Consider the following 18,084-nt stretch of genomic DNA (forward strand, 5'->3'; position numbering starts at 1 on the left):
TGGTATGACAGCTCGTCCAGCAGTCAACGTCGCCAAGCCAGGCATTGATAAGTCAGACGTTGATAAGTCAGACGTCGATAATCCGGCATTGATAAGCCAGACACCGATAAGCCGGACATCGATAAGCCGGACATCGATAAGCCGGACATCGACAAGTCAAACATCACCATGTCCAAAAATTGAAAATGCAAAATTCGATAAGATAAGCACGGCTAAGTCTCGTTCTTGTGATCATCCGAATTGAACGCCACGCGCTTATAAAATTCATCAAAATTGAATTAAATATACAGACCGGGATAAAGACGAAACCGGATGCCAGAGTAGGGTGATTGATGCGTATATATGCCGACACCGGACAAGGATCCTGAAACGGCCAGGTCTTATCCGGTGTGGCTGCAAAGAAGCAGAAATAAAACGAACAGGAATCAGGCGGCTGCGGCCTGCTTGGCGTAGATGCCGGCCATTTTTTCCAATGCTATCGGTTTGATGGAAGCGGCGCGACCGGCGCAGCCAAATGCTTCGAAGCGATCCTGGCAAATCTGTCGTGCCGCCGCAGTGGCTTCTTTGAAAAATTTGCGCGGATCAAATTCTGCCGTGTCCTGCATCATGGTGCGGCGAATGGCGCCGGTCATTGCCAGACGGATATCGGTATCAATATTGACTTTGCGAACGCCGTTTTTGATGCCTTCGCAAATTTCCTCTACCGGTACGCCGTAAGTTTCACGAATATCGCCGCCGTTCTGGCGAATGATCTCCAGCCATTCCTGAGGAACAGAGGAAGAACCATGCATGACCAGATGTGTGTTGGGAATGCGTTCGTGGATGGCACGGATGCGATCAATCGCCAGGATGTCGCCGGTGGGCTTGCGGGTAAATTTATAGGCGCCATGGCTGGTACCAATGGCAATGGCCAGGGCATCCACGCCTGTCCGGGCGACAAAGTCGGCCGCCTGTTCCGGGTCGGTCAGCAGCTGTTCATGCGACAACACGCCTTCGGCGCCGGAACCGTCTTCTTCACCGGCCTGACCTGACTCGAGTGAGCCCAGGCAGCCCAGTTCACCTTCAACCGACACACCTACGCAGTGGGCCATATCGGCAACCTGGCGCGTGACGGCCACATTATAGTCGTAGCTGGAGGGCGTTTTCATGTCGGCCATCAGCGAACCGTCCATCATCACACTTGAAAAACCGGAGCGAATAGACGCCTGACATACGGCCGGGCTGGCACCATGATCCTGGTGCATGCACACCGGGATATCCGGATAAGACTCAATGGCCGCCTCGACCAGGCGGCGCAGAAAGGCTTCGCCGGCATATTTGCGTGCACCGGCAGAGGCCTGCAGAATGACCGGGCTATCAGTACTGGCGGCAGCCTGCATAATGGCCTGGATCTGTTCCAGATTGTTGACATTGAATGCCGGAATGCCGTAACCATGCTCGGCGGCGTGATCCAGCAATTGACGTAAAGAAACGAGGGCCATACTGATCTCCTTTGGGTGGTGCAGGGGGGGTTAATAAAAGAAACCCCTGCGAACATGTCGTGTTATGAAGCCTGTTCAAGCAGCGCGTGAACTGCATTGCATGCTGCTTGCGGATTGATACCGAAATAGTCGTATAACTGGGCTGCCGGTGCGGATTCGCCGAAACTGTCCAGGCCGATAGCAGTGCCGTTATTCACAAGGCCACGCCAGAACCAGGTGGAACCGGCTTCAATACTGACGCGCGGCAAAGCGGGCGGCAGCACCTGATCGCGCCAGGATTGTGGCTGAGCAAAAAATTCTTCCACGCAGGGCATGGAGACCACGCGCACTGCTATGCCATCCTCACGCAGGCTGGCTGCTGCGCTAACGGCGATGCCCACCTCCGATCCGGTGGCAATCAATACCACCTGCGCCTGGGCGTCGTCCTGCAGGATATACCCGCCGCGCGCAATCTGCTCGCGTTGTGCCTTCTCGCGCGTAAACGGCATCAGACCCTGACGCGAGAGCACCAGACAACTGGGACCCTCCCGTCGCTGTAACGCCTGCTGCCATGCAATGGCGGTTTCTTCACCGTCGCAGGGACGCCAGACGCGGTTGTTGGGAATCACACGCAGCGCGCTCAGGTGTTCCACCGGCTGATGGGTAGGACCATCTTCGCCCAGGCCGATCGAGTCGTGGGTAAACACATGAATCACGCGCTGTTTCATGAGCGCTGCCATGCGAATCGCATTGCGTGAATAATCCGAGAAGGTCAGGAATGTGCCGCCATAAGGAATGAATCCACCATGCAGGGCCAGCCCGTTCATGATCCCGGCCATGCCGAATTCGCGTACACCGTAGCTTAAATAATTACCCTGGCCATGATGGTTGACCCAGACCGATGATTTCACGTTGGTCAGATTCGAGCCGCTGAGATCGGCTGAGCCACCGAACAGTCCGGGCAACTCGGGCGTGATCGCTTCGAGCACGATCTGCGAGGCCTTGCGGGTGGCGATGTTGCCGTGCAAGGCAGTGCTATTGTCCAGCAGTTCCTCCAGAGCCTGCAGCATGCCGTCCGGGATATCGCCAGCCAGTCGCTGGGTCAGTTCCTTCGCGTCTTCGGGGAATCGTGCCTCCCAGCGGTCGTACTGCTGCTGCCAAAGCATTTGCCGCGCGGCGCCTTGTTCGACCGCATTCCAGTCGTCTACAACATCGGCAGGCAATTCAAATTCTGCGTGAGGCCAGTTTCGTGCTGCGCGCATCGCGGCGATTTCATCGGTGCCCAGTGGCGCGCCATGCACTTCATGGCTACCCGCCTTGGTGGGTGCACCGTGGCCGATATGGGTGCGGCAACAGATCAGGGTTGGCCGTGCCTGGGCGGCCGGCTGCGATTTGGCCTGGAAGATGGCGGCATCAATGGCGGCAGGGTTATGTCCGTCAACATCGGCAATCACGTTCCAGTTGTAGGCGGCAAAGCGGGCCGCCGTGTCGTCGCCGAACCAGCCTTCGACGTCGCCGTCAATGGAGATGCCATTATCATCGTAAAAGCAGATCAGCTTGCCCAGTCCCAGCGTGCCGGCCAGCGAGCAGGCTTCGTGGCTGATGCCTTCCATCAGACAACCATCACCCAGAAAGACGTAGGTGTAATGGTCCACGATCATATGGCCAGGGTGATTGTAGCGACGGGCCAGCAGTTTTTCGGCCAGCGCCATGCCTACCGCATTGGTCAGCCCCTGACCCAGCGGTCCGGTGGTGGTTTCTACGCCAGGCGTCAAGCCGACCTCCGGGTGACCGGGCGTGCGTGAATGCAGTTGACGGAACTGGCGGATTTCATCCAGCGGCAGATCGTAGCCGGTCAGGTGGAGCAGCGCATACAGCAGCATGGAGCCATGGCCGTTGGACAACACGAAGCGGTCGCGATTGAACCAGGTGGGGTCAGCAGGATTATGCGACAGATGACGTCGCCACAGCACCTCGGCGATATCGGCCATGCCCATGGGTGCACCCGGATGCCCGGATTGCGCCTGTTCTACGGCATCGGCAGCCAGAAAACGTAATGCATCGGCATGCCGCGTATCTTCAACGGTTATTCTTTGGGCTACGTTCATGGTGGTCTCCTTAAGCCTGTGTAGCGCGTTTCTTGCGCTCCATCATGCGCCAGATAAAAGGGGTAAAGATCAATTGCATGGCCAGCTCCATTTTTCCGCCGGGAACGACAATCGTGTTGGCGCGCGACATAAATGAGTCGTGGATCATATTCAGCAGATATTGAAAGTCAATCCCTTTGGGATTGGCAAAGCGAATAACCACAAAGCTTTCGTCCGGCGCCGGTATGTCTCTTGCAATAAACGGATTGGAGGTATCGACGCATGGTACGCGCTGGAAGTTGACATGGGTCAGCGCAAACTGCGGACAAATATGATTGACATAGTCAGGCATGCGACGCAGAATCGTATCGGTCACCGCTTCGGCCGAATAGCCCCTGGTGGATTTGTCGCGCCACAATTTCTGGATCCATTCGAGATTGATCACCGGTACGACGCCAACCAGCAGGTCGGGATATTGTGCAATATTGACTTTGTCGTGCACCACAGCGCCGTGCAGGCCTTCATAAAACAGCAGGTCGGTTTCCGGAGGAACGTCTTCCCAGTCAGTGAACGTACCCGGCTCCTGTTTGTAGGGAGCGGCTTCCTGCGGATCATGCAGGTACTTGCGCCGTTTGCCGGTGCCGCTTTCGCTGTATGTGCGAAACAGGGTTTCGAGCTCGGCAAACAGATTGGTATCCGGCCCGAAATGGCTGAAATTTGCATTGCCGTTTTTCTCTGCTGCAGCCTGTCTTTCTTTCATTTCCGCGCGGTTGTAGCGGTGAAAACTATCGCCTTCAATAGTCGCGGCGGTCACCCCTTCGCGCCGGAAGATATTCTGGAAGGTTCGGGTCACGGATGTAGTTCCCGCGCCTGAAGAACCGGTAATGGAGATAATCGGGTGGCGTTCTGACATGATTCTGGCCCTCTGATAAAAAAATTTGTCGTTATGTGCATATAGCGCAAGGACGTTCTTCAGCGATGATCGTCGCTGCTGGCGCCGCTGCGCATGTCGGTTTATTGCATGTTCGGCGTCTCGGTGAACAGGCTGCGTTCGTGAAAAAGCGGATTAGGCGAGTCAACCCGTCGCGGATGCTTGTGATACTGCTCGATCCGCTCAACTTCATTTTTTGAGCCGAAGATAAAGCCGATACGCTGATGGATGTCGGTGGGCTTAACCTGCATGACCGGTTCATGACCGGTACTGGCGCGTCCACCAGCCTGTTCCATGATGAAACCTATCGGGTTGGCCTCGTAAAGCAGGCGCAGTCTACCGTTGCGGGCAGGCTGCTTATTATCCCGCGGATACAGAAAGACGCCGCCGCGCATCAGGATCCGGTGCGCCTCGGCAACCAGCGAAGCGATCCAGCGCATGTTGAAATCCTTGCCGCGTTCGCCGGTTTTGCCGGCAATGCACTCATCCACATAACGGCGCACCGGTTCTTCCCAGAAGCGGCTGTTGGACGTGTTGATCGCAAATTCGCTGGTGTCTTCCGGCACTTTCAGGTTCGGGTGAGTGAGCATGAATTCCCCGACCAGCGGACATAGGGTGAATGCGTGAACACCCGTGCCCACTGAAAGTACCAGCATGGTTGCGGGGCCATAGATAGCATAGCCGGCAGCAACCTGTTCAACGCCGGGTTGCAGATAGTCTTCGGCTTTGGTGGCACGCCGAGAGTCGGGGGCGCGCAAAACCGAGAAAATACTGCCGACAGACACATTAACGTCAATATTGGATGAGCCATCAAGTGGATCGAACAGCAACAGATACCGGCCACGGGTATAGGGTTTGGGAATGCTGTAGGGTTCATCGAGCTCTTCCGATACCATGCCGGCCAGTTGTCCTCCCCACTGGTTGCCTTCGATGAACAGGTCGTTGCTCAGGATATCGAGCTTTTTCTGATCTTCTCCCTGTACATTGGTGGAATCGGCGCTGCCGTTGACACCGGCCAGGGCACCGCAGGCAATGGCGTGTGAAATTCTGCGACAGACCAGCGCGATATTGAGTATCACGCTATTGAAGTCGCCACCCGCTTCGGGAAAGCGGCGCCGCTCGTCAATCAGGAACTGGGTCAGGGTAGGGCGTTGCGGTGTTTGCATGAGTGTCTCCTCGATTTGATTCATTTGGCGCGCCTTGGTTTAGCCCGCTTTAAGCAGGGGGTCTGCATGCAGGCATTTAAGCGTGAGCAGATCGACCAGAGTCTGGTGGATACCATTGCCAGCCGGTACAGGTAGATCAGGGTCTCCCAGATGGGGCAACACCAGCATGGCGCTGGAAAAATCCTGACCTTCTGTGAAATGCGTGGGTGTAATGATGGTTGAAATACCGGCCTTGGTTGCCGCGCGCAGGCCGTTTTCCGAGTCTTCAAAGGCGATACAATTGCTCGCTTCCACATTCAGTGCAGACAGGGCATGCAGGTAAACATCGGGTTCCGGCTTTTTCTTGCCCGGCGTGCTGGCATCGCAAATAGTGACGAAAAACTTTCTCCAGTCTGCCCCCAGGCAGTGCAGCAGCAGTGCTTCTACATTGGCTGCGGTAGTTGTGGTGGCGATGGCCAGCGGCATGCCCGCGCAATAGGCGTCAATGATCAGCCGATGTATTCCGGGACGCAGAGTTACCTGACCATTGTCGACCAAACGTGCGTATTCCTCGGTCTTGATGGCATGCACTTCGCGGATTTTTCTGGCGGCCTGCAGCGTGCTGGCGCCTTCCGGATCAATGGAAAGCCAGTAGTGCGCCATGCGCTCCTTGCCGCCGCTGATGGCCAGCAATTGTTTGTACTGGTCTTCGTCCCAGTACCAATCGAGTCCTGCCAGGATAAAAGCGGTATTGAATGCGCGCAGATGGACGGTTTCAGTATCGGCCAGTGTTCCATCAACGTCAAAAATCAGTGCCTTGAGCATATTATGTCTCCCGTTTTTTTCCGGCAGCTCCTGCCGGTTGCCGGTGTCATGACCGGACGAGGCTGCATCAGTAAAAACCCGGCTTGCACGGATGTCCTGTGCGCTGATGGTTTGCAGCTCGATATCGCTCAGGTTGTCCGGCGTACGCATCAGCCGGGATGCGTGGCGCAGCCGGGCCCGCTCCAGTGCATTGCGCACGCTGCGGGCGTTAGCAAAGTACGGCTGTTGCATGCGCTTGAGGATATATTCAGAGAATGCCTGCTGCGCGGGTTCATCAAAGCGATATTGCATGCCCTCCAGCATGATATCTGCAATTTTTTCCAGCTCTTCGGGCGCGTAATCAGGAAAGTCAATATGATGGGCCACGCGTGAAGACATACCCGGGTTGGATGAAAAGAACTTGTCCATCCGGTCCTTGTAACCGGCAAAAATAACCACCAGGTCATCGCGATTGTTTTCCATGACCTGAAGCAGGATTTCAATGGATTCCTGGCCGTAGTCCCGTTCGTTCTCGGGGCGATAAAGGTAATAGGCTTCGTCAATGAACAGCACGCCGCCCATGGCTTTTTTCAGTACCTCCTTGGTTTTCGGCGCAGTATGTCCGATGTATTGCCCGACCAGGTCATCCCGCGTGACTGAGACCAGATGGCCGCGCCGCAGATAGCCCAGCTGGTGCAGGATTTGTGCCATGCGCATGGCGACCGTGGTTTTACCCGTACCAGGATTACCGGTGAAGCTCATGTGCAAATTGGGTGCGCCGGTGCGCAGTCCGCGCTCGGCACGCAGCTTGTCAACCAGCAGCAATGCGGCAATATCCTGGATACGTTGCTTGACCGGCGCCAAACCCACCAGTTCGCGATCGAGCTGCTGCAGCGTAGCGGCTATCACCTGACGATCTTCCGAGGCCGTGCTGGCTTGTCCTGCCTGCACCTGTTCCTGTGTCGTCGCGTTCTGTGTTGTTTGCGCCATGGTCCTCTCCTTTAGCGTGGGTACAATGCCGGGGCAATGCGGGCCCCGGCAGGCCGCATCACAATATCAATAACGGCTGCCTTCAGCGCTGGCGGCCACGGCATAGCTTTCAATCGTATAGCGCATGCGCCGTCCGTCAATTTCCTGACGGACCAGGCGAAAGCCTGGCTCGTTTTCGGGGCGATTGACGATGAATGACATAACGACAGATTCAACGGTGTGTGTTGAGTCGAATGCAGTCACCCGAATGTAGTGGTTCGGGAACGTTTTGCGCGCCTGTTCGATTTCCTGCAGGATGCCTGCGGCATCGCGCAGATCGAACATGGGATTGCCGAACATTTCCCAGTAGGTGTTGCGCGGATGAGGATCATCGGTATATTCGATACCGACAGCCCAGCCGTTGTTCAGGCAATACTGCAGTTGCTTGGTAATCTGTTCGTTGGTCAGATCAGGAAGAAACGAAAAGGTGCCTTGTGTAATTCGCATGATGTTCTCTCTTATCGTGAAATTCGGTGGGTATGCCTGTTAATTGCAAATGTCATATCAGGCGACAGACGGCACGGGCGTATAGTCAGAGGTATCGGTAGACTGGTAGTTGAAGGTCACTTCACCCCAGGTATCCAGCGCTGCCCGCAAGGGGCCGCAATGTTTGGCTGCATCCTTGAGAATTTGCGGTCCTTCTTCTGCAATGTTGCGACCTTCGTTGCGCGCCAGAACCATCGATTCAAGTGCGACGCGATTGGCGACGGCGCCCGCCTGAATCCCGTCGGGGTGACCAATGGTGCCACCGCCAAACTGCAGGATGGCGTCGTCACCGAACAGCTCCAGCAGTTGATGCATTTGACCGGCGTGAATGCCGCCAGATGCGACGGGCAATACCTTACGCAAGGCCACCCAGTCCTGGTCAAAGAAAATGCCGCGCGGCAGGTCGGTCTGCGTATAGGCATCGCGGCAGACGTTGTAATAGCCCTGTACTGTCATTGGATCGCCTTCGAGCTTGCCCACTGCGGTTCCGGCATGCAGGTGATCCACGCCAGCCAGGCGCAGCCATTTGGCAATGACCCGGAAAGATACGCCGTGGTTTTTCTGGCGGGTGTAAGTACCGTGACCGGCACGGTGCATATGCAGAATCATGTCGTTCTGACGACACCAGTGGGAGATGGACTGGATCGCGGTCCAGCCGACCACCAGATCGACCATCACGATAACGGATCCCAGTTCTTTGGCAAACTCGGCGCGACGATACATCTCTTCCATGGTGCCGGCGGTGATGTTCAGGTAACTGCCCTTGACTTCGCCGGTTGCGGCCGAGGCTTTGTTGACTGCGTCCATCACGAACAGGAAACGATCGCGCCAGTGCATAAAAGGCTGAGAGTTGATGTTCTCGTCATCCTTCATAAAGTCCAGACCGCCTTTGAGACCTTCGTAAACCACCCGGCCGTAATTGCGTCCGGACAGGCCCAGTTTGGGTTTGGTGGTGGCGCCCAGTAATGGACGACCGAATTTATCCAGACGCTCGCGTTCAACAATAATGCCTGTGGGCGGGCCGGCGAAAGTTTTCACGTACGCGGCTGGAAAGCGCATGTCTTCGAGTCGGGCTGCCTTGAGCGGTTTGAAACTAAACACATTGCCGATGATAGAGGCGGTCACGTTGGTGATAGAGCCTTCTTCAAACAGGGAAAGGTCATAGGCGATATAGCAGAAGTATTGACCTTCGTTGTTGGGAACCGGATCAACCCGGTATGCTTTTGCGCGGTATTTATCGCAGGCGGTCAGCCTGTCGGTCCAGACCACTGTCCAGGTTGCTGTGGATGATTCGCCGGCAACGGCTGCGGCCGCTTCAATCGGGTCAACCCCGTCTTGCGGTGTGATACGAAATACCGCGAGTATATCGGTGTCCGTGGGTTCGTAGTCGCCATCCCAGTAACCCATTTGTGCGTACTTGAGTACACCGGCTGCATAGCGTTTTTTCGGTCCCTGATCTGGACGTTGCTGATATCGTTCATTGTCTATCTCCTGAGTGCCTTGCATGATCAAGCCGGCAGGGTGCTGCGTCTTACCGGTATGAACGAACTATACAAATGGTGTTGCTTCAGGTCTAATAATAAATATCGAAAAAAACATAAGCTCAGGCTTATACATCACTATGAGACGTTACACACTGAGACAGCTGGATACTTTTCTGGAGGTGGCTCGTGCCGAGTCTGTATCCAAGGCTGCAGAAAAATTGCATGTGACCCAGCCTGCCGTATCCACACAATTGCGTCAGCTGGAAGACGCGCTGGGCATTGCGCTGGTAGAGGCAAATGGCCGGCAAATTCGCCTGACCGAAGCAGGGCGTGAGGTGGAGCAATATGTGATTGCCGCAACCTCACAAATGAGCCAGCTTGACGATGTGGTAGAAGGCCTCAAAGGCTTGCAGCGCGGGCGCATCAATCTGGGTATCGTGGGCACGGCAAAATACTTTGTTCCCATGTTGCTGGTGCATTTTCGTAAGCGTTTTCCCAGTATTGAAATTTCGCTGCAGATTCAGAATCGTGATCAGATTTTTAATATGCTGGAGCGCAATGAACTGGATCTGGCCATTACCGGCAGGGTACCTGAAAGGCTCGATTGCCTGTCGGAGGCATTCGCCACTAATCCCCTTGGGTTTGTCAGCGCGCCCGAGCATCCCTTGTCACGACGTCGTCAGGCGCCCCTGTCGATTTTCAATGATATTGATTTTGTGGTAAGAGAAAGCGGATCGGGAACACGGGCAACCATGGAAAGCATTTTTCAGCAACATAACATCACACCGCGCATTGTGATGGAGATGCCCAGCAATGAGTCTATTAAACAGGCTGTGATGGCGGGTATGGGAGTCACCTTTCTGTCCTTGCGCACAGTTCGTCATGAGCTGGCCGCCGGCCATCTGGCCTTGCTGGATATTCAGGATACGCCGATTTTGCGGCACTGGCGGGTGGCGCACTTGCGCACCAAGAAGCTCGCGCCCGCAGCCCTGGGGCTGAAGGAATTTCTGATTAATGATGGCGGTGCCCTGATCAATATATGGGCCTGAGCGCCTGATGGTACACATTGTCACGCATGCGTCACAGTACGTGCGCAGGGTGATGCCGCTGATACGGCGGCAACATCCGGCGGCGATGGTTGGCGCCAGGGGCAGGTTGCCGGCAGAGTGGCGGTTTACCTGCGGGTAACGGGCTCGCGCCTGATACATCTTGCCCGATGCCGACAATTTGACTACACAGCCCTGATTGCCACACATTCTGGTACGAATATTGCTTTTGTTAGTCTGGAGCCAATATATAAAAATACAAGACCAGGAGAGGGACAACATGTGGGTAGTCAAGCTTGACGGTGCTCTGGCTCATGATGATACATTGCAGGACTGGGTTGAAGAAATCAGTACCGTCGGCGGGGGGCGGGTCATTATTGTGCCTGGCCGCTGGCAGGGTGCAGAATTTGTCGACAAGATGAAAGCGCGCTGGAAGCTGGACCGATTGGTAACGCACAATATGCTGCTGCTGACCGGTGCACAGTATGGTTTGCTGATCAGTAGCATGGCACCGCAGATCAGCCCGGTTCTTGATGCACGTCATGTGCGCCAGACGCTGCAACGGGGGGGTGTCGCGCTATGGATGCCACTGTCCTTAATGCGCAATATACCGGATCATATGACCGACTCGACGATTTCATCCGATAGTATCGCGGCGTGGCTTGCACGCCATTTGAATGCAGAGAGGCTGATTCTGATAAAGGAGCAGCCCGTGGTTTCTAATGTGAATGTGGCGGACCATATTCGCAATGGCGTGCTGGATGAGGGCTTCAGAAAGTATGCGGATCAGCTGGCCTGCCCGGTTACGTTACTGCATAAAAGCGAATTGTCACGTTTCCATTCGATGTTGCTCAACGGTGGCAGTTCGGATTTGCTGGATCGGGCAGGTGAGACGATAAGAGGGTAAAGTGCCATTTCCACCGTGTACATGCCTTTCCCGTTCGCCTCTTTTCTTTCACATCCCTCATGGTGATTGCCCGCAATGACAGAGGTGATAAGTCGTGTTAGAGTTTAGTCAAATGGCCGGGTTTTCTGAGACGGCAGGTTTAAAAATCAAAACCGGCATATATAGCCGAAGGGGATGACATACATGGATGCACCTCGTTATACACGAGTGGCTATGGCGTTGCATTGGCTGGTTGCGCTCTGCCTTATAGGGCAGTTTGTTCTGGGCTGGTATCTGGAGGGCATCCCGCGGGGTGTGCCTGATCGCAGCTACTTTGTGAATATACATAAAAGCACAGGCATGCTGATTGGCTTGCTGATCCTGCTGCGTATCGGCTGGCGCCTTGCTCATCGTCCCCCCGTATTGCCCGCGTCTGTGCCCGACTGGCAGCAAAAAGCAGCTTCCGTCATCCATTTTTTGCTGTACTTTTTTATGCTGATGCTGCCGCTCACCGGCTATATTGCTTCCAACTTCAGTAAGTGGGGCGTAAAATTTTTTAACACAATTGAAATGCCCCCCTGGGGCATGGAAGATAAAGCGATTTATGCATTTTTCAATCAGCTGCATGGGCTGATTTCCTGGATATTGCTGGGACTGATCATTCTGCATGTGCTGGCCGCCGTCTCGCACTTTGTGTCGGGACATAGGGATGTGATTTATCGAATGCTGCCAGGCTCCTCATCAGGCCGGTAGCACCACTATGTTGTCAAGGAGACTAAAGGATGAGACAAAAAATACTAATTACAACATTTGCAGCGACACTGCTGTCGTTTGCTACCGCAGCCGGTGCAGCACCGTTTGCCTATGTGCCTAACGAAGGCGGTGCGAGTATTTCCGTCATAGATATCGCGACAGACAAGGTAGTGGACACCATCAAGGATCTGGGCGCGAAACCCCGTGGTCTGGCGGCAAGTGGCGACAATCTCTATGTTAGCCAGCAAACCAATAATCAGCTCAAGATTGTAGATCTGAAGCAGCGTAAGGTAACCGGCAGTGTAAGCCTGGGAGAGTCTCCAGAAGGTGTGTATGTATCTGCCGACGGACGCTGGGTTGCTGCGGCGATCGAAGAGAATAACACAGTTGCCATTATCGATACGCAGACCAATAAAATGGTCGACGAGATCAAAGTCAAGGGAGATAATCCGGAGCATGCCGTGTTCTCGCCCGATGGCAAAAAGCTTTTGGTGAGCGCCGAAGACGGCCATTCTGTTGATGTGATTGATTTTCCGGCCCGCAAGGCGGTCGCAGAGATTGAGGTAGGTAAACGGCCCCGTGGCATCGGCTATCTTCCTGACAGCAGTAAAGCTTATGTGGCTGCTGAAAACAGCAATGAAGTTTATGTGATCGACCTGCCCAATAACAAAGTAGTCAAGAAACTTGCCGGCGGCACGCGCTCTAACGGTGTGACTGTCAGCCCTGATGGCAGCCGCGTATATATTTCCAATGGGGGGGACGGCAGCGTATCGGTGATTGATACGGCCAAGGATGAAATCGTTGCCACTGTTAAAGTGGGACAGCGTCCATGGAATATGGCCATTTCACCTGATGGGAAAAAACTGTATGTGGCCAATGGCCGGTCCAATAATGTGTCTGTGATCGACACAGAAAAGAATGCGAAGATTACTGATATTGCAGTGGGCGAACGTCCCTGGGGTGTGTATATTCACTAAGCATCTCGTTAGAGGTACGGCAGATCTGATCGGACAGGTTGTGCCTGTCCTCTGATGCAAAAGGGCCCGTTACAAGAACGGGCCCTTTGCGTGCACATTGCCGGAATGCGCACTACCCCGGTATTTCCCCTCCGGAAATCGTCATCGATGTGTCCACGCGTGCTGGCTGGCTATCGGTAAATTTTTCACTGGTATAAACCTGATAAATGCCGCCGGGTATCTTCGGACTGACTACGAAGACATATTGTTTGGCGGTATATTTACCGATCTTTTCCTTCATCGGATCATTCACATATGGCTGGATGGTGATACGATCAGCCTCCACCTGCTGGTTTTCGAATTTGACATTGATTTTGTCTACTTTCACCTTGCTGTCGGCCAGTGCCAGCCGTATACGTTTGCGAAAGTAAACGGTGGAGCCGCCGGTAAAGCGCTTCATTTCGGCAATATCCCGTTCCAGAAATCCCAGCAGGGCGGGATTACCTTCGGCGTGCTCAATGGGCTCTATCGGCGTGTGATTCTCGCCGGAAAGGAAGTCTACATTGACCGATGCCGTTCCGTCTTCATGTCGCTGGCGCACATCCACCTTGACCTTGTCGTTGAGCGTGGCCATGCTGGGGCCTTCCTGATGGAAGGTGTAATCAATGGTCTGGCGGCTGGTGTTGGCAAAATGCTTGTCCAGAAACAGCTTGCGTTCGGCTTCAGTAATGGGGTCCGATGCAGGGGACGCAGTGCTGCTTGCCGGTGTCGTGGCGGCGGGCGGGTCGTTAGTCGCTGCCAGCACTAGCGGTGCCTGGCATGTGAATGCAAGCAGCAACGCAGTGACGCCAGCGCGAAAAATAGGGCGATCAATCATGATTTGTCTCCTGTCTTGTCGGTCAACCGTAGATACGGCCAATCCGTTCAGTCATCGTCATCATCTTTGATGCGATCAACCGGTGCTGTGGCAGTAGGTACACCATATTCCTGCAAAATAGCGGCGATCTCGGGGCCGCTTGAGTCGATCAGCTCGTTGAGTTTGTCACGCAGCTTTCTGCTGTCATGCCGAACCCCCATCGCGACGTTGAATGCAAATTGCTGATGATCCATTTTGGATTCGAATGGCACCACCGTCATGGGCACGCCGCCGTCACCGTGCTTGGCGTAGTAGCCGGCAATCGGCCCCCAGGCAATGGCAATATCAATTTTGCCGTTGGCCAGATCATGCTCGATAATTTGTCCCGGATACTGTTGAGGATCACCAGTTTGCAACTGATATGACACCATTCTTTCCAGCAGGCTGTGTGTTAACAACCAGTTTACGGGTGGCGTGCCGGAGAAGGTACCGATCTTGATTTTTGATAGTGTCGCCTGATCCAGCGACATGATGTCTTCCGGTTTTTTGATGCTATCCAGACCCTTGCCCTTGACGTAGACGAGGGCGTAGGTGGAAGTCATATAGCGTTTGGTAGGAATGCCGCGTTCGAAGCCGGGTGAGACGCCAGTGACCACATCGCATTTATAGCGGTCGGTTTCCGGGTCTTTGGCCGTCAGCGTCGCGCGGGTAAACCCCATGCGTTGCGGAAACCAGGTATGCTCCAGCTTCCAGCCCAGTTTTTTGGCAAACAGGGCTGCAATTTTATTTTCATAACCGCTTTCGTCCTGACTGGACATCGGCATATTGTTGGGGTCCTGGCATACCCGCAACACTTTCTCACCGTCTTTGTCTTGCTTTTTGGGCTCCTGTGCCTGTGCCGTTGCACCAAGCAGACTGGCACTCAGCATGAGCGAGACAAGCAGTGCAGCGCGCGGTATAGGCAGTAATTTATCTGACAGCATGCAATACATCCTTCCGACAACGATCATTACAATTGAAATAAAAGGCGGGCGATCAGGCAGGGCTCCCCAGGAGCACCTGCTGAATGCCTATATTAGCGCTTTTATTTGTCCAGCGGGTATACATGACCGGCTTCCAGTTTTCCATCTGAACGTGCTTTCAAATAGGTGTATAGATTATCGATATTTTTTACCAGGCGCGGAACGCTGCCAAATGGTGGCATGCCCTGAGGCAGGCGGCCTTCAAGCACGGTTTTCTTGAATTCATCTTCTGACAGCTTTTGGATCGCCACAATCAAAGATGGTCCGACAAGCCCTTGCTGAGCAGCGCCGTGACAGCGTGCACAATCGAGCGCACGCCAGGTCTTCCAGCCTTGCAGTGTGTGCTCATCGACCTTGTTACCTTCCTTGACGACATACTTTACTTCACCGCTATCGGAGCCTGCAGGTGCCGCTGCAGGTTTTTCTGCCGGAGGTGGTGGCTCTGCTGCGGCTGGTTTTTCTGCGGCCGTTGCTGGTGCAGCGGGAGGAGGCGGTACAGCACCTGCTGGCAGATCGGGTTTTTCCGGTGATTCGGCTGTGAGCGTGCTTTGTGTTGCTTCTACACCCCCATTACTGAACGTGGTGGTTGTTGCGGCCTGTGCAGAGAAAGTACAGATACCGGCGATAGCAAGTCCTGCTCCGATTGTGCGTAAACGTAAAATCATATTAAATTTGTCCCAGATTTATCATGTTGGCATTGCACATGCCGCCATGAATTTGTGTTTCTTTTGAAGCCTTGATTGTGCAGGGTGAGCGGCATAGACCGGCCACCCTGCATGACGCTATTTATTGCGTTTTTGTGGTTTTTTCTGCCGCTGCGGTAGCGACGTTATCAGGCAATGCGAAGACCATCAGTGCACCGCCAAGCTCCGTGTATTTGGCCAGATCTTTATAGCCGCCCACAGCGCCCAGGCCGTCGGTAGATTTTTCAAGACCTGCTGCCAGACCAATGCCGGCCCAGCCGCCAATACCGGACAGTACGCCGATGTATTGTTTACCGTCGTATTTCCAGGTGGTGACGTTACCAATCACGCCAGACGGTGTTTTGAATTTCCACAGCTCTTTACCGCTGGTATCCACGGCTTTGATATAGCCTTCAAGCGTACCGTAGAACACCACATCGCCGGCAGTTGCGAGTGCACCACTCCATACGGAGAATCTTTCAGGGATACTCCACAGGATTTTGCCTTTGTCTGCATCCCAGGCGATGAAGTTACCCATGCCACCGTGACTTCCGGGCGTTGGGAACATGGACACCGTTGCACCTACATAAGGCTGGCCGGCTGTGTAGTCGACTGCAAATGGTTCATAGTCCATGCAAACGTGGTTGGTAGGAACGTAGAACACGCCTGTTTTGGGTGAGAACGCAGCAGGTTGCTGATCCTTGGTACCCAGGGCAGAGGGGCAAATGCCCTTGACGTTGACGTCTTCACCGCCTTTGGCAGGGCTGTATTTGGCATTGACAACCGGACGACCGGATTTCATGTCAATTTTGTCAGCCCAGTTGATGGTTGGATCATATTTCTCGGCAACCAGCAACTCACCACTTTCACGGTCAAGCGTATAGCCAAACCCGTTGCGGTCAAAGTGAACCAGTGCCTTGCGATCTTTGCCTCCGACCTTGATATCAGCAAGGATGCTTTCGTTAACGCCGTCATAATCCCATTCGTCATGCGGTGTCATCTGATATACCCATTTGGCTTTACCGGTATCCAGATCGCGTGCGAAGATGGTCATAGACCATTTGTTGTCGCCAGGGCGTTGTGATGGGTTCCAGGTACCAGGGTTGCCGGTACCGTAGTACACCAGATTGAGTGCCGGATCATAGCTGAACCAGCCCCAGGTGGTGCCGCCGCCGATCTTCCATTGATCGCCTTTCCAGGATTTGAGCGAGGAGTCCTTGCCGACGGGCGCCATTTTGCCATCGGTCCAGGTCATGGTTTTTTCCGGATCAAACAGCATCTCATCGTCAGGACCGGTAGAGTAGGCTTTCCAGGCTTCCTTGCCGTCTTTCAGGTTATAGGCGATCAAACGTCCGCGAACGCCGAATTCACCACCTGAAATACCGGTAATGACTTTATCCTTGAAAATATGCGGGGCGTTGGTATTACTTTCACCCAGTTTGAAGTCACCGTTTTTGACCTTCCATACTTCTTTGCCGGTTTTGGCATCCAGCGCCACCATGGTGGTGTCTGCCTGTTGCAGAATGATTTTGCCGTCACCGAATGCCAGGCCGCGGTTAACCGTATCACAACACATGATGGTAATCACGTTGGGATCCTGAGTTGGCTCGTACTTCCAGAGCAGGCTCTGATCTTTCAGGCTGATAGCGAATACCTTATTAGGGAAGGGGCTGTGAACATACATGACATCGCCAATAATCAGTGGTCCACCCTCGTGTCCACGCAGCACGCCGGTGGAAAAGGTCCAGGCCACCTGAAGATTCTTCACGTTGTCCTTGTTGATCTGATCCAGCTTACTGTAGCGCTGGTTGGCGAAATCGCCTGCCTGAGTCGCCCAGTTATCCGGGTTTTTCATTGCTTCCAACAATTGTGGATCCGCCTGTGCTGTGCCGGTAATGGCCAGCGCACCTGCGACACATAGCATCTGTTTAAGGTTTATCTTAAAAGACATGTCTTCCTCCGGGGTTATCGTTATATATTTCAGAACACGAATTAAAGGTCTAACGGGAACATAGCACGAGCTGCATGCATATGGTCATAGAAAGCTATAAGCACAATTCATGCCAATCTTCCCGGCGCTCTGGCGGACTCGTGCAAATGGCGGTGTCTGGACGTTTCAGGCACACTCCGGTTCGTGCATCTGCGTATTTCGGTCATCATGTTCATATATATATTTCGGAAAATGTACCGCAAGCAGAACACGGTCAGGACATTATGTGTCGTTTTAGGACAGGCAACGTGTGCACAGGGTTTCTACCAGATCTGCGGGTCGGTGATAAATAGCGAAAACATTCATTGAAATGAAAGCAGGTGTTTGGCATGATAGGCGCTCGGTTGTGTATTGTCTGGCTGCATTCTGTATTAACTGCAGTAGTCAATCGCATTGATCGCCTGGCATTGCGCAATTGCCTGGTGGTAAAAGGATAATCACAACTGAAATCAAGATCCGTTTCGAT

The 18,084-nt window shown here is 54.0% G+C and carries 15 protein-coding genes and 1 pseudogene; 4 read left to right on the forward strand and 12 right to left on the reverse strand.

Annotation, left to right across the window (positions count from 1 at the left end):
• Positions 1-425 precede the first annotated feature (425 nt).
• The 8 genes and pseudogenes from fba to MIM_RS07600 form a co-directional block, all read right to left on the reverse strand.
• Positions 426-1,481 carry a class II fructose-bisphosphate aldolase gene (fba, locus tag MIM_RS07570; RefSeq protein WP_025372157.1) on the reverse strand — a complete coding sequence of 352 codons (1,056 nt, stop codon included), beginning with the start codon at positions 1,479-1,481 and terminating at the stop codon, positions 426-428.
• Positions 1,482-1,543: 62 nt separating this feature from the next.
• The gene (gene tkt, locus MIM_RS07575) at positions 1,544-3,568 is read right to left on the reverse strand and encodes a transketolase (protein ID WP_025372158.1); all 2,025 of its coding nucleotides are present in this window, start codon (positions 3,566-3,568) and stop codon (positions 1,544-1,546) included.
• A 10-nt stretch (positions 3,569-3,578) separates the two neighbouring features.
• Complete coding sequence (locus MIM_RS07580; protein ID WP_025372159.1) at positions 3,579-4,460, reverse strand: phosphoribulokinase; 882 nt, start codon at positions 4,458-4,460, stop codon at positions 3,579-3,581.
• Between the two features lie 101 nt (positions 4,461-4,561).
• Entirely contained in the window at positions 4,562-5,644 is a 1,083-nt protein-coding gene (locus tag MIM_RS07585) for a class 1 fructose-bisphosphatase (protein WP_025372160.1), read from the reverse strand.
• Between the two features lie 39 nt (positions 5,645-5,683).
• Positions 5,684-6,448 carry an HAD-IA family hydrolase gene (locus tag MIM_RS23410; RefSeq protein ID WP_169733373.1) on the reverse strand — a complete coding sequence of 255 codons (765 nt, stop codon included), beginning with the start codon at positions 6,446-6,448 and terminating at the stop codon, positions 5,684-5,686.
• A gap of 57 nt (positions 6,449-6,505) precedes the next feature.
• A pseudogene (cbbX, locus tag MIM_RS23415) lies at positions 6,506-7,417 on the reverse strand (CbbX protein); the annotation flags it as partial.
• Positions 7,418-7,483: 66 nt separating this feature from the next.
• Positions 7,484-7,903 carry a ribulose bisphosphate carboxylase small subunit gene (locus MIM_RS07595; RefSeq protein WP_025372162.1) on the reverse strand — a complete coding sequence of 140 codons (420 nt, stop codon included), beginning with the start codon at positions 7,901-7,903 and terminating at the stop codon, positions 7,484-7,486.
• 57 nt (positions 7,904-7,960) lie between these two features.
• The gene (locus MIM_RS07600) at positions 7,961-9,448 is read right to left on the reverse strand and encodes a form I ribulose bisphosphate carboxylase large subunit (protein ID WP_025372163.1); all 1,488 of its coding nucleotides are present in this window, start codon (positions 9,446-9,448) and stop codon (positions 7,961-7,963) included.
• A 115-nt stretch (positions 9,449-9,563) separates the two neighbouring features.
• Here MIM_RS07600 and MIM_RS07605 point away from each other — a divergent pair, with 115 nt between their 5' ends.
• From MIM_RS07605 to MIM_RS07620, 4 genes are all read left to right on the forward strand, one after another.
• Positions 9,564-10,475 (forward strand): LysR family transcriptional regulator, encoded by a 912-nt coding sequence (locus tag MIM_RS07605; RefSeq protein ID WP_025372164.1) that lies wholly within the window; start codon positions 9,564-9,566, stop codon positions 10,473-10,475.
• Positions 10,476-10,752: 277 nt separating this feature from the next.
• A complete protein-coding gene (locus tag MIM_RS07610; RefSeq protein WP_025372165.1) occupies positions 10,753-11,379 on the forward strand; it encodes an amino acid kinase family protein in 627 nt (208 codons plus the stop codon).
• Between the two features lie 183 nt (positions 11,380-11,562).
• Positions 11,563-12,111: a cytochrome b gene (locus MIM_RS07615; protein WP_052342292.1), complete on the forward strand. Its 549-nt coding sequence runs from the start codon at positions 11,563-11,565 to the stop codon at positions 12,109-12,111.
• Positions 12,112-12,140: 29 nt separating this feature from the next.
• Positions 12,141-13,088, forward strand: coding sequence for a beta-propeller fold lactonase family protein (locus tag MIM_RS07620; RefSeq protein WP_025372167.1), 948 nt, complete (start codon positions 12,141-12,143; stop codon positions 13,086-13,088).
• Positions 13,089-13,200: 112 nt separating this feature from the next.
• Here the strand turns inward: MIM_RS07620 and MIM_RS07625 are convergent, their stop codons facing one another.
• The 4 genes from MIM_RS07625 to thdT form a co-directional block, all read right to left on the reverse strand.
• Complete coding sequence (locus MIM_RS07625; RefSeq protein ID WP_025372168.1) at positions 13,201-13,944, reverse strand: hypothetical protein; 744 nt, start codon at positions 13,942-13,944, stop codon at positions 13,201-13,203.
• A 47-nt stretch (positions 13,945-13,991) separates the two neighbouring features.
• Positions 13,992-14,906 carry a quinoprotein dehydrogenase-associated putative ABC transporter substrate-binding protein gene (locus MIM_RS07630; protein ID WP_025372169.1) on the reverse strand — a complete coding sequence of 305 codons (915 nt, stop codon included), beginning with the start codon at positions 14,904-14,906 and terminating at the stop codon, positions 13,992-13,994.
• A gap of 101 nt (positions 14,907-15,007) precedes the next feature.
• Complete coding sequence (locus MIM_RS22460) at positions 15,008-15,610, reverse strand: c-type cytochrome (protein ID WP_025372170.1); 603 nt, start codon at positions 15,608-15,610, stop codon at positions 15,008-15,010.
• Between the two features lie 121 nt (positions 15,611-15,731).
• Positions 15,732-17,579, reverse strand: coding sequence for a thiol dehydrotransferase (gene thdT / locus MIM_RS07640; RefSeq protein ID WP_025372171.1), 1,848 nt, complete (start codon positions 17,577-17,579; stop codon positions 15,732-15,734).
• Positions 17,580-18,084 lie beyond the last annotated feature (505 nt).

The organism is Advenella mimigardefordensis DPN7 (assembly GCF_000521505.1).
Taxonomy (GTDB): domain Bacteria; phylum Pseudomonadota; class Gammaproteobacteria; order Burkholderiales; family Burkholderiaceae_B; genus Advenella; species Advenella mimigardefordensis.